General features: G+C 68.5%; 8 protein-coding genes. All 8 read right to left on the reverse strand.

The annotated features are described in order from the left end of the window. Window positions 1-116: 116 nt before the first annotated feature. Window positions 117-1,613: a TolC family protein gene (locus ACXI0U_RS16025; protein WP_031288781.1), complete on the reverse strand. Its 1,497-nt coding sequence runs from the start codon at window positions 1,611-1,613 to the stop codon at window positions 117-119. A 50-nt stretch (window positions 1,614-1,663) separates the two neighbouring features. Continuing rightward, window positions 1,664-9,019 (reverse strand): Ig-like domain-containing protein, encoded by a 7,356-nt coding sequence (locus ACXI0U_RS16030; protein ID WP_479550559.1) that lies wholly within the window; start codon window positions 9,017-9,019, stop codon window positions 1,664-1,666. A gap of 41 nt (window positions 9,020-9,060) precedes the next feature. Beyond that, on the reverse strand, window positions 9,061-9,924 hold the full coding sequence (locus ACXI0U_RS16035) for a sulfotransferase (protein WP_350446771.1): 864 nt from the start codon (window positions 9,922-9,924) through the stop codon (window positions 9,061-9,063). Between the two features lie 85 nt (window positions 9,925-10,009). Beyond that, entirely contained in the window at window positions 10,010-10,558 is a 549-nt protein-coding gene (locus tag ACXI0U_RS16040; protein WP_434086335.1) for a phage tail protein, read from the reverse strand. A 100-nt stretch (window positions 10,559-10,658) separates the two neighbouring features. Continuing rightward, on the reverse strand, window positions 10,659-10,967 hold the full coding sequence (locus ACXI0U_RS16045; protein ID WP_236204457.1) for a DUF6916 family protein: 309 nt from the start codon (window positions 10,965-10,967) through the stop codon (window positions 10,659-10,661). Between the two features lie 10 nt (window positions 10,968-10,977). Then, window positions 10,978-11,502, reverse strand: a complete 525-nt coding sequence (locus ACXI0U_RS16050) for a GNAT family N-acetyltransferase (protein WP_021222086.1) — start codon at window positions 11,500-11,502, stop codon at window positions 10,978-10,980. Between the two features lie 81 nt (window positions 11,503-11,583). Then, window positions 11,584-12,615 (reverse strand): sulfotransferase family protein, encoded by a 1,032-nt coding sequence (locus ACXI0U_RS16055; protein ID WP_479550560.1) that lies wholly within the window; start codon window positions 12,613-12,615, stop codon window positions 11,584-11,586. Then, entirely contained in the window at window positions 12,612-13,412 is an 801-nt protein-coding gene (locus ACXI0U_RS16060; protein WP_479550561.1) for an aspartyl/asparaginyl beta-hydroxylase domain-containing protein, read from the reverse strand. Before ACXI0U_RS16060 ends, ACXI0U_RS16055 begins: the two co-directional genes overlap by 4 nt. Window positions 13,413-13,432: the final 20 nt, after the last annotated feature.

Genomic DNA, 13,432 nt, shown 5'->3' on the forward strand with positions numbered 1-13,432 from the left:
CCGCGAGGGCACGCTGCCGAACCCGTCGGGTTTCACCCGCCCTACGCGCAACCGATCCGTTTTTTTGCCCATGAAAAAAGGGGCCGAAGCCCCTTTTCCCCATCGAACCGCGAGGGTTACTTCGCGGTGCCGATATCCCCGTTCTCCCAACGCGATTCGCTGTTGGCCAAGGCCCCGGCGATGGTGGAGAGGTTGGCGTCCGGCAGTGCGTCCGGCAGCGGGTCGACACCGGCGCTGATGAACAGCTGGCTATAGGCGTTGCGCAGGTCGGCATAGGACAGGTCGCGCTTGAGCTGCGCCTGCAGGGTGTTCAGCTCGCCCTGGATCAGTTCCAGCTCGCCGATGCTCTGGGTGCTGTAGCGGTTGCGCAGTTGCTCGGCGATCTGCCCGTCCAGGTCAGCCAGTTGCTGGCTGGTCTGGAACTGGCGCTGGGCCTCATGGAAGTTGGCGTTGGCCACGTACAGCTGGGCCAGCACCGCCATGGACATCGCCTGGCGACGGGCATCGGCGACTTTCTGCCCGGCCTTGGCGACATCGATGGCCGCCGGTGCCGAGAGCACGTTGAACAGGTTCCAGGTGACCTTCACGCCGTAGTCGGCCCAGCTCTGGTTCACCAGGAAGCTGTTGCTGTCGTAGTGGCCGCCGGCGGAGAACTCCAGGCCGGGCAGCAGGCGCAGCATGGCCTTGCGGGTTTCGGCGGCGCTGATGCGCGCCTGGTAGTCCTGCTCGCGCAGCTCGGGGCGGCTGGCCAGGGCCTGCTGCTCCAGGCGGGTGAAGTCGACCTTCAGCTCGGGCACGCTGTAGCCCTCGGTGGAGGCCAGCTGGTAGCTGGTGCTCAGCGGCAGGTTGATCAGCGCGGCCAGTTCGGTCTTGGCCAGGGTCAGGGCGCGGCGCTGGTCTTCCAGCTGGCGCGTGGCTTCGATCAGCGCGCGCTGGTAAGCCAGCACCTGCACGGCATCGCCGATGCGCTGGTTGCTCATGTGACGGCTGTTCTCGCGGGCCTGCTCCACGCGGCCCATGAGGCTGTCGATCTGCTTGAGCAGGCGCTCGGCCGCCACGGCGCGCCAGTAGGCGGAGCGCACGTCCTGGGTGATGGTGTGGATGACCTTGCGGCGGCGTTCTTCGACGATCAGGCGCTGGTCGGCCTGCTGCTTGGCGCTGACGTAGGCGACGCCGAAGTCGAGCACGTTCCACACCATGGTCAGGTCAGCCACGCCGCGGTCGCGGTCTTGCGAGGTGGACGGTTCCAGGGACTGGGTGCCGGTCTCGATGCTCTGGCTGCTGGAGGCGCTGACGTTGTTGCGCCCGGCGTAGCCGGCGGACAGTGCCATGCGCGGCAGCATGTCGAAGCTGGCGAGGTCGAGCTGACGCTCGGCCATGGCCTGCTCCATCACCTTCAGGCGCGCCTCGAGGTTGTACTTCACCGCACGGGCCATGGCCTGGTGCAGGGTCAGCGGGCCGGACAGCGGCTCCTGGCCCTGGAACATGGTCTGCAGGTCGGTGCGCGCACGTTCCTCGCTCACGCTCTTGTCGATGGGTTGGCTGGTAACGGCGCAGCCACTGATTGCCAAGGCCAGCAAACTGGCCGCAAACGCTTTGTAATTGTTGGTCATCCTTGTGCCGCCCCCTGGTACGGCTGGTGTTTGGATATGCCCAAATCGTTTCAACCCTGGGCGGCCGTCCCCGCGACCTGCCCCAGGGCCTGTGCCAGCTGACGCACCTGGCGCTGCTCGGCTTCCTTCATCTCATGCAGCTGCTGGCCCAGGGTCGGCGCGCCGAAGCTGCGCCCGCCCTGCCCATTGCCACGTTGCTTGTCGAAGATCTTCTCGTTGCTCTCCTGGGGCTTGTCCTTGCTGAACAGGCCGGAGAAGGTGCTGGCGCCGAACACGCCGCCATCCCCGCCACCAAAACCGAGGAAGCCTGCGCCGCCACCGTCGCTACTGCTGTCGCTGCTGGCGAACACCTGGGCGATGAAGCTGGGTGCCAGGGCACCGTTGTTGATGAAGATGTTGCCCACGGTAGGAATACCGCTGCCCAGGGTCGGCTGTTCGAACAGCGGCGGCGGGATCAGCGGCGAGGTGGTGGTCGAGGGCGGCGGCGCGCTGGGCACGGTGGGCTGCAGCGGCGCAGGGGTCTCGATCGGTGTGGTCACCGGCGGGTTGGCACGGAATTCCGGGTCGCCGTTGTCCAGGGAGCCGATCTGGTAGCCGATGGTGGAGTAGGAATCCACCATGGCGTTGCCCTGACCGTCGGCGACACCGCTGGCGATGGCCGGCAGCGACAGGCCAAGGCTGCCCTGGCCGGTGACGCCGCTGACGGTGACACGCCAGGTGTTGCCGGTCAGTTGCACGAGGGACTGCAGGGTGCCGCTGACGCTGCCACCGGTAAGCAGTTTGAAGTCGGCCAGGTCGAGCCCGGTGACGTCTTCGCTGAAGGTGACGGTGAAGCTCACCGAGCTGTTGGTGGTGGGCGAGGTGCCGTCCAGGGCGATATCGGTGACCCGGGGAGCCACTGCATCCACCAGCACGGCGCTGGTATCACCGACGCTGTTGAGCGTGGTCACCACGTCGTTGCCGGCGGCGTCGCGCAGGGTGCCGCCGTTGGCCTGGAGGGCGCCGCCGACGCTGATGCCGTTGGCATCGGCCTGGCCACTGGTGACCACCAGGCGGAACACCAGTGCGGTGGTGCCGCTGCCGCTCAGGTACTCGGCGTAGGCGGTGCCGCCGGTGTCCAGGGTGATGGCCAGACGCGGCATGCCACCGAGGGTATCGACGGTGACGGCCTCGCCGAAGTTGACGGTGAAGTCGAGGTTCTGGCCAGAACCGTAGGTGCCGTTGGCCGGGACCGTGACCGAGGTCACCGCCGGCGCCAGGCTGTCGATGGCGTAGTTGTTGGAGTCGGTGCTGCCGAGGCCGGCGTTGCCTGCCAGGTCGGTGTAGCCGGTGTTGTCCAGGGTGATCAGGTTGCTGGTGTCGGTGACATTGGCGCTCGGCGTCAGGGTCGCCGTCCAGGTGATGCCGCCGTCACTGCTGCTGAGCCCGCTCAGACTGCCGTTGGCCACGCTGAAGTCCGCCGTGGTCAGCCCGGTCACCGCCTCGCTGAAGGTGATGGTGACGGTGGTGGTCTGCCCGGCCTTCAGCGCGGTGTCGGCGACCACGATGGTGGCCGTCGGCCGCTCGGTGTCGATGGCGTAGTTGTTGGAATCGGTGCTGCCGCTGCCGGCGTTGCCCGCCAGGTCCTGCACCCCGGTGTTGTCCAGGGTGATCAGGTTGCTGGTGTCGGTGATGGTGGCGCTGGGCGTCAGGGTCGCCGTCCAGGTGATGCCGCCGTCGCCGGAGCTGAGGCCGCCCAGGGTGCCGTTTTCCACGCTGAAGTCCGCCGTGGTCAGCCCGGTCACCGCCTCGTTGAAGGTGATGGTGACGGTGGTGGTCTGCCCGGCCTTCAGCGTCGTGTCGGTGACCACGATGGTGGCCGTCGGGCGCTGGGTGTCGATGGCGTAGTTGCCCGAGTCGGTGCTGCCGCTGCCGATGTTGCCCGCCAGGTCCATCACCCCGGAATTGTTCAGGGTGATGATGTTGGTGGCGCCGCTGACGTTGGCGCTCGGGGTGAAGGTGGCGGTCCAGGTGAGACCGCCATCGCTGGTGCCCAGGCCCGAGAGCGAGCCGCCGGACACCGCGAAGTCCGCCGTGTCCAGCCCGACCACCTGCTCGGCGAAGGTGATGGTGACGGTGGCGGTCTCGCCGATGCGCAGGTTGGTGTCGCTGAGGGTGATGTTGGTGGCCGCCGGGCGCACACCGTCCACCACCAGGGCCTTGTTGGCGCCCAGGGAGCCTGCCGCACCGGGGGTGGCCAGGGTGAGGATGGCGTTCTGGTTGGCACCGTCCTTGATGGTGCCGCCATTGAGGCTCAGGGCCGAGGTGGAGGCGTAGTCGAGGTCGGCGGAGGCGTCTCCGGCCTGCACGGTGTAGGTGAAGCTCAGGGTGTCGGAGCCCGAGCCGGACACGTAGTTGAGCACCCGGTCGGTGGCGCCGGTCTCCAGGGTCAAGGTCGGGGTGCCGGTGACGTTGACCGCCGAATCGAAGCGCACGGTGACGGTGATGACATCGCCGATCTTGTAGGTGCCGTTGGCGGTGCTGGACGAGACGCTGGTGACGGTCGGGGCGATGGGCGCGGTCAGGGACAGGTCGTTGCCGCTGCCGCCGATGTAGCTGGTGGTCAGCTGGGTGCCGTTGCCGGCGGCGTTGAACGTGCCACCCTCGCTGACGCCACTGAAGGTGCCGGTGACGGCATCGGCGGCATCGTTGACGATCACCGTGTAGCTGTCGCCACTGCCGGCCGCGTAGCCATGGGTGACCGCCAGGGCGGCGCCGGAGACGTCGACGGTGCCGTTGACCACCACCCGGTCGTAGCCGGTGCCGGCGGTGGTGCCGTTGATGTCCAGGGCCAGGGTGCTGCCCGAGGCCAGCGTCAGGTTGCCGTTGACGGTCAAGATGGCGACGCCCGCGCCGCCCGGGGACAGGATGCCGCCGCTCTGCACGACGACGTCGCCGCCCAGGGTGCCGCTGCCGGCCAGGGTCGCGCCGTTGGCCACGGTGGTGGCGCTGGCGGTGCTGCCGTCGACCACCAGGGTGCCGGCGGAGACGGTGGTGGTGCCGCTGTTGGTGTTGCTGCCGGACAGGGTCAGGTTGCTGGCGCCGGCCTTGATCAGGCTGCCGGTACCGCTGATGGTGCCGGACAGGGTGGCCGCAGCGCCGGCATTGACGGTCACCAGGCCGGTCAGCGCCAGGGCGTTGTCGAGGGTGGTGTTGCCGGTGATCTGCAGGGTGGTGCCGTTGGCCAGGTTGAGCGCCCCGGCGCCGAGGTTGGCGTCGCTGGCGATGCTCAGGGTCCCGCTGTTGACGCTGGTGCTGCCGCTGTAGGTGTTGTTGCCGGTCAGGGTCAGGGTGCTGGCACCGGTCTTGGTCAGGTTGTTGCTGCCACTGATCACCCCGGACAGGGTGGTATCGGCACTGGTGTTGACCGTGGCGCTGCCGCTCAGGGCGATGGCGTTGTCGAGGGTGGCGGCGCTGGTCACCGCCAGGGTCGTGCCGGCGCCCAGGGTCAGCGTACCGCTGCCGAGGTTGCCGTCGCTGGCGACGCTGAGGGTGCCGGCACTGACGGTCGTCGCACCGTAGGTGTTGCTGCCGGACAGGGTCAGGGTGCTGGCGCCGGCCTTGGTCAGGGTGAAGGCGCCGCTGATCACACCCGACAGGGTCGCGGCGGCCGAGGCGCTCACCGAGGCATCGCCGCCGAGCACGATGGCGTTGTCGATGGTATTGGCGCCGGTGAGCGCCAGGGTGGTGCCGGCGGCCAGGTTCACCGCGCCCGATCCCAGGTTGCCGTCGTTGTCGATGGACAGAGTGCCGGCACTCACATAGGTGGCGCCGTAGCTGTTGCTGCCGGACAGGGTCAGGGTGCCGCTGCCGGTTTTCGTCAGGTCGTAGGCACCGCTGATGGCACCACTGAGGGTGACGGCGTTGCTGTTGCCGATGCTGCTGTTGCCGGCCAGGACGATGGCGTTGTCGATGGTGGTAGCACCCGAGACATCGAGCACGGTGCCTCCCGCCAGGGTGACGGCCCCGCTGCCCAGGTTGCCGTCGCCGGCGATCGACAGGGTGCCGGCGGAGACGGTGGTGGTGCCACCGTAGGTATTGCTGCCGGACAGGGTCAGGGTGCCGCTGCCCTGCTTGACCAGCGAGCCGGTGCCGGACACTGCACCCGAAACCGAGGTGGAGGTGTTGTCACCCCCGGCGGTCAGGGTGTAGCTGCCCAGTTGGATGCTGGCGTTGGCGTTGTTGCTCGCCAGGCTGCCGACGGTCTGGTCCGAGAGCAGCGTCAGGACACTGTTGCCATTGACCCGCACGGCGTTGGTGTCAGCCATGGAGGCGTCGCCGTTGAGCTTCAGCCAGCCGTAGTTGGTGAGCACGGTGTTGCCGGTGTAGGTGTTGGTGCCGGAAAGCGTGGTCGAGTAGGTGGCGGCCCCGGTCTGGTTGAAGGTCACCCCACCGGTGCCACTGATGCCGCCGGAGAAGGTGGTGTCCGCCGTCTGGTTGCTGGTGAGGTTGAAGCTGCCGAGCGTCACCGAGCCGGCACCGGAAAGGTTGCCGAGCGCTTCGTTGCCGGCCAGGGCCAGGGTGGCACCGGCTGCGACCGACACGCTGGTGTTGGAAGCGAGCGCATCGCCGCCACTGACCGTCAGGGTGCCCGCGCTGATGGTGGTGGCGCCGCTGAAGGTGTTGCCGGAGCCGGAGAGGGTCAGGTTGCCCGCCCCAGCCTTGGTCAGGGCGCCGCTGCCGGCAATGACGCTGCTGATGGTGGCGGTATCGCCGGCGCCATGGGTGAAGGTCTGGGTGGTGCCGCCCCCCAGGGTGAGGGTGCCGCCGGTGAGGATCAGGCCGCTGGCCTGGTCCATGTCGAAGGTCAGGCTCTCGTTGATCGACCCGGCGTTGAGGTTGAGCGTCTGGCCGGCCATGGTGCTGGCGAAGACGATGGTCTGGCTGCCGGTGCTGTCGGCCGCGGCGATGGCGACGGCCTCGCTGAAGCTCGTGCCGTTGCTGGCATCGATGGTGGCGGTGTCGCTGCTGTTGGTGACGTAGATGAAGTCCGTGGTCACCGTGACGTTGGCGGTGGCGCTGGCGCCGGCACCATCGTTGAGGGTGACCTTGACGTTGGCATCGCCGGCCGGCGTGTCGTTGCGGTAGGTGATGCGCTGCGCCACATCATTCACCAGGGCGGTGGTGGCTGTGGTCCCGCTGCTGGTGAAGGTGATGGTCAGCACGCCGCCGGTATTGGTGAAGGTGGCGAAGGTCTGCCCGCCCGACTGCAGGTTGCTGCCACTGACGGTGAACAGCCCGCCGGTGGTGTCGAAGCCCAGCACGTCGCTGCTCACCGCCGTGCCATTGCGCTGGATCACCAGGCTGGCACCGGACCAGTTGCCGTTGCCGCTGTTCAGCGCACCCAGCTCGGCATCGGCCAGGCTGGCGTTGCTGCCCAGATCGAGCCGCACGGTGTTGCCCGCACCGGCCCAGGCGACGCTGTCGTTGTTGAGGTTGCCGAGGGTCGGTGCCGCGTTGGGGTTGTAATTGGTATCGGTGGTGCCCCCGTTGGTGGTGTAGATGGTCGAGGTGGACGCACCGTTGGTGCCATCGACGTTGCCGGCTCCGGCGGCCTTGCCGCCCAGGCCGCCACCGCCCACGTTGCCGGTGGCGAGGGTACCGGCGCTGGTGGCGTCCATCCGCACCGTACCGCCGGCGTTCCAGATGGCACCGACCCCGGCACCACCATCACCGCCACTGCCCACCCGGCTGTAGTTTGCGGCCTGGTCGCTGGCAACCCCGCCGCCGCCGCCGCCACCGGCGCCGAGGTTGTTGGTCACGCTGCTGTTGACGATAGTCAGGATGCCGCTGCTGGAGTTGTAGATGCCGCCTGCGGCAGCAGCCCCCCTGCCGCCGGCCGCCGATGAGCCACCACCACCACCGCCGCCGCCGATGCTGGTGCTGCCGTTGTTGGCCACCCCGCCCGATCCCCCGGCGGTGTAGCCGGCAGTGTTCGAACCGTTACCGAAGTAACTGCCACCCGAACCTGCCGCAGCGCTGCCGCCACGCCCCCCGAAGTCGGGGTTGGGACCGCCGCCATTACCTCCGGTGACAGTGGAAGGTGAGGTGGGCGTTATGGCGGCACCGGCGCTGGTTCCCCCGGTGCCGCCGAGGGTGGTACCAAAACCACCACCGCCACCGCCGCCGCCGCCGTAGTTGCCTCCGAAATCGCCACCGCCACCGCCGCCGCCGGATGCCTTGTTGGCGGTGATGGTGCTGTTGGTAATGGTCAGTACGCCCGCGTTGCGGATACCCGCGCCCAGGCTGTCCGCAGCGGAGGCACCTTCATTGGCCCCGTTGCCGACGACCAGGCCGTTGCGGATGGTGATGTTGTCCAGCGCGACCTTGGAGTTGGCGCCGCTGGTGGTCACGTCCAGCACCCGGGCCTTGTTGGCGCCGTCCAGCGCGAAACCGCCGCCGACGATCTGCAAGGTATGGCCGTCGGTGACGTTGATGGTGATGGCATCGTTGAAGCTGGCGAAAGTGATGTTGCCCGTCAGGGTGATGACATCGTCGACACCGTCGGTATTGCCCGTGGCAATGGCGCTCTTCAGGTCGGCGATGTTGTTCACCGCCGTGGTCACCAGCAGGTGGTCATAACCGCCCAGGCGCGACAGGCTCAGGGCGCTGCTGGCCGCGATCTGGCCGGTGGCGATCTCCAGGTCCCAGTCACCGCCCTTGGCGTTGCCGCCGGTGTTGTCGTCGGAAGCGGCGATGTCCGCCCCGGTCATGCCGGCCAGCTTGGTGACAAAGGCCTGGCCTTCGCTGCCGGCCCCCACTTCGCAGCCGTAGAGGAGGATGTCGCCATCGGTGGTCAGCGCCTTGCCGATGCTGGAAAGCTGGGAGGCGTATTGCCCGAGGTTGCCTTCGAACAGCGGCCCGTTGCCCAGCAGCAGCACCCCGGAATCGCCGTGGGAAATGATGTGGATGGCGTCGATGCCGGTGCGCCCGGCCAGGGCGTCGGCGATCTGCTGCACGCCGTCCTTGTCGGTGGACAGCAGCACCACCTCGGCATTGGGCGAGACGGCCTTGAGCAGCTCCTGGTAGTTCGGCGCACGCGTGTCGACGAAGACGATTTCCTTGCGCACGCCGTTCTGCCCGTCGGTCACCGGGCTGGCCTGCAGGTCCTGGGTGCCGTGGCTGTTGTCGGCGGTGCCGGTATGGCTGCTGTCGCTGGCGCCGGTGTCATGGGCCGCGTCGACCGCCGTGGGAGCGGAGGTGGCCGCCGAGGCGGCGGTATCGGCAACCGTCGCGGCCACCGCGCCGTCGAACATCATGCGCGGCTCCAGCGCACTGATCAGCGGCAGCGGGCACGCCAGGGGCGCAGCCTCCGCACCTTTGGCCTTGCCGTTGCGACCTGCCTTCCTCGAATGACCCCAGCCCATGACCTCTACCTCCTCGTTCCGGCGCCCGCCTCGGCGGGTGCTCAGTTGCGTTCTTCTTCCAGGGCCCGGGCATCCCGGGCGGTCCTGATCACATGGGCCTCGCTGTTACGCGAGTCCTTCCAGAAATCCAGTTGCGCGTACTGCTCGAACAGATCCGGCGGCAGCAGGGTGCGCCGCGCCGCCACTTCGACCTTGGGCCGCACCTTGTGCAGGCCGCGCAGGCCCAGAGCCTGGTCGAACTCCGGGGCGTCGTACTCGACATGCTCGAAGTCGTGCTCGAACCAGGGCTCGCCAAGGAACTCGTAGACCAGCCGCAGCACCCGCTCGGGCGTGGTCACCAGCAGGTCGTAGTCCACCAGCAGCAGGGAGCGGGCGTGCTCGCCGTAATAGGCATCCTTGAGCGCCGACCAGGGCAGGCCCACCAGGCGGTTGCGCTGGGCCAGGGTCTCGACCCGGCTGTAGACGGTGTTGCGCTCGTTGTCGTCGTTGAACAGCTTGGTGATCTCGTACGGGTTGGCGCGGTAGAGCCGCTCGATGCTGTCCATCACCCAGGCGACATTGCGCACGCAGGCGATCACCCTGGCCTGGGGGAACAGGTCCAGCAGGGCCGGCAACCGCGCGCACCACTGGCGGTTGGTGTCGAAGATCACGTCCCGCCCGGCCTGGTCCGCGTAGTAGTTGCTGAACAGCCCGGCGAGCAGGCGCTTGCGCTGCTCCTGGGTCACCACCGGTCCGAACTCGCTCTCGGCGCCGAACTGCTTGAGCAGGGCCGAGAAGAAGCTGCCCACCGGGCTGGTCATGCCGGCGTGGAAGCGCGGGTTCTGCCGCAGCAGCGCCGCCAGCAGCGTGGACCCCGAGCGTGGCAGCCCCGAGATGAAATGGAAGGCGGGTGATGAATTGGCCATGGTCTGCGTGTACGTCTGCCTGTCGATGAGTCTCTGTCCGATCACGGAGCCGCCGGTGCCGCGAGGCACCGGCGGCGCAGGTTCATCAGTTGCGGGAGGGGAAGATCCCTTCCATCGCGATGATGAAGTTCACCCCGAGGAAGGGATTGCGCAGGCTCACCGGCTGGCTGCCGCCGGCGACCTGCACCGTCACGTTGACGGTGCTGGGGTTGGTCAGCGGAACCGGATTCGCCATCGCGGTCGACCAGATGGCCGCCGCAGAGGCCGACCCACCGACGGACCCACCCAGTACGGAGTTGGTGGCGCTCGGAACCAGTGCCGGGCTGGTCGGCGTGCCGGCAGCGGAAATCGTGCTGGTGCCGGTGGCGACGTGGGTGTGCATCGGCATCTGGGTCTGGAGCAGGGTGACGCTCTCGGTGCCGCCGACCTCGCCGAGGTCGATCATCGAGAGGCCCGGCCCCTGGAACTGGCCGACCGGCGAGCGGCCGCGCAGGTCCGGCAGCCCGAAGGTGGTCTGGCCGTTACCGCCGTAGACGGTGCCCAACAGGGAAAACAGCGCGGTGTTCTGCGCAATCCCCACGATCTGCCCCATGCAGAATGCGTAGCCCCGGGGTGCAAAGTTGCCGCCGAACATCTTGATCTCACCGATGAAAGGTTCCACGTGTTGACTCTCCTCTGGCTCTGGTTTTGCGCGCCCTTAAGGCTCGGCGCGTGTGCATGTTTATTGTTGTGGTCTATGCCGGCCGGTCGGTGTGGAACACGGCCTGGAGTACAGGGCGCCCGTCCGGGGTGGGCATTGCGGGGGTCAGCAGAAGCTCCCAGCCCGGCTCCCCCGGCAAGCCCAGGCGGTAGACGTCCTGGGGCAGGCTGCATTGGGAAGGCAGGGCGAAGTGGGCGAGGTAGCACTGGTGCCGGGGGGTCATGGCGGTGCCCTCCTCGACGGCGAGCAGTTCGATGGGCAGCACCTGCTCCGGCGACAGCCAGAGGTGGAAAGGCTGGCCGACGATCTCGGTAAGCAGTGCGAAGGAAGGCATCGGGTGCATGGGCAATTCCTCAGGACAGACCGGCCGGACGTTGCGCAGGCACGGCCATGGCCTGCGGGCTGCGAGGGGCGCGGCGCAACTTCAGGTACACGCCGTTCTCCCCCACCACCTCGAAGCCGTGGCGGCTGTAGAGGTGCTGGGCCGGGTTGTAGGACTCCACGTGCAGCCCCGCGCTGAGGCCCTCACGATCGGCCCGTTCGAGAAAGCGGCCCAGCAGCTCGCCGCCGATGCCACGGCCACAGGCCTCGGGCAACAGGGCCAGGTCGATGATTTGCAGGTGGGTGTCGGTCCACAGCAGGTAGGCCCGGCCTAGGGGCTGGCCGGCCTCTTCGATGACGTATTGATCGGCGTCGGCGTAATGCGCCAGGTAGTAGCCGCACTGGGATTCGAACTGCTGGTCGAGGAAACGCTCGCAGCCCGCCTGGTCCCAGGGGGTGTGCTGCATCTCGTGGGCACGAGTGGTGCCGTACAGCGCCCGCAGGAAAGCGCGATCGGCGGACGTTGCCAAGCGGAGGTTCAAGGTCTGGAAAGACATACGACGTGCATCCTTGCTGGCCCGGGGAAAGAGCCTACAACTGTGGTTACAGTTTCCCTGCTTGCAGCATAGACGAAGATTTCAGTTGGCCACCATCGAAAAATCGCCGTTCGGCGGTTTGGGCAATGAATGTGAAGCGTCATTCACAAGTGGCGGGGGTGGAAGGGCCTCCAGCGCCTGATAGGGCGCCCTCGCCCAGCGCTCCACAGCCGCCCGTGTGGCCTCGTCCGCCTCGTTGCGCTTGGCCTCGCCATCGGCACTGAAGGCTTGTCCGGGGCGCTTGGCATCCCGTCCGGCCACGGCCTGCAGGTGCGGCACGGCGGCCGGGTCGATGCCCAGGAGCGGCCCCAGGTGGCCCCAGAGGGCGTCGGGCAGTTCACGGTAGTTCAAGGCCACCGCTTCGCCGGCCGCGCACAGGCCGAACCCGGCCTGCAGCAGGTGGCCGACCATCCAGGCGAGGTAATCGCCGGGCGCCACTGCCTCCCGCCCCGGCAGGCCATCCAGCCCGGACGGGCCCAGCAGCCCAGGGACCGCATGCAGGCCGGGCTGGCGCCGCTGGGACACCACCACCTCCAGCGGGTCGCGGTAAAGGAACAGGCACGGCACCTCGGGGTAGAGCCGGCGCAACAACTGCGCCTCGAAGAGATTCCAGGCGTCCAGCTTGACCACCAGCCGGGTTTCGTCGCCGCAGCGCCGCTGGCCATAGGCAGAGAACAAGGCGCGCACCGCGTCCGCCTGCCAGGCGGAGGCCGTGGGGTCGCGGTAGTGCGCGCGCAGCAAGGCATCCAGCGGCGGCGGCTCGGACAGCACCACGTGCCCGGGCAGGGCTCGCAGCAATTGCGCCAGCAGGGTGGAGCCGCAGCGGGAGGTGTGGAACACCAGCAGCGAAGGTTCCAGGCCGGGGCTGCGGGCCTGCCAGTCGAACAGCGCATCCAGGCCGGTCTGGCGGCGCAGGGCCAGGTTGAACGGCAGGCGCAGCGCATCGTCCACATCGTCGCTGAAGAAGGGACGGGCCAGGGGCGCGGTGCCGAACCAGGCCCAGTCCAGCTGCCAGCTGCCGGCCTGCTCGAAGGCACGGATCGGCAGCCACTCGGTGAAATCCAACGGGGTCATCGCACGCTCCATTGCCGGCTCCAGGCCTGGCGTCCCTGGCGCATGGCCATGCGCACATCCGCCTCGCCGAACACCAGCCCGAGGGCCTGGCCGGCGGCTATCGCCTCACGGCAGAAGTCGGTGGGGTCGGTGATCCATTGCAGCGCACGGGCCAGTTCCGGGCGCTGCTGCACCTGCTCGTTGAACGCGGCGAAGGCCCGTACGCCCCGGCTCGGTTGCAGCGCAGGCGTCGTCGCCAGGCCCTCGGCGATCGCCTGGCGCAGGCGCGGGTGGGCCAGGCAGTCCAGCACCAGGTGGATGCGTGGTCCCGGCCCCGGGTTGTCCACCCGATGGGGGCGGGACAGGTCGATGAACCAGCACTCACCGGGCGCCATCGGCACCTGCCGGCCGTCCACCAGGAACTCCACCCCGGGCGGGCTGAGCAGCGGCACGTGCAGGCGCAACGGCCCCTCCGGCGCGCCGAGGTCGGGGTCGCAATGCTCGCGGATGCTGGCGCCGGCGCCCAGGCGCAGCAGGCGCGCGCTGCGCAGGCCCTCGCCGAACCGCTCGATGGCCGCCGGCCAGGCCGGATCGGCCGCGCACAGGGCGCTGCGGGCCACCGGGCCGAAGCCCGGCGCCAGGGGAATCGGCGCGTCCACCGCCGCCACCAGGTCGATCCCGCTCCAGTCGCCCTGGTAGTAGGCGGTGTTGAAATGCGCCACCCAGGCCGTCGGGTCGATCCGCTCCAGGGCCGCCAGCAGCGGCTCCAGGTCGAAGCGCCAGGGCAGGCGGGAACAGATCGGCAGGGTTACGTCCATGGAACCTTCCTTGGCAGATG

This window comes from Pseudomonas sp. C9D1, assembly GCF_056491235.1.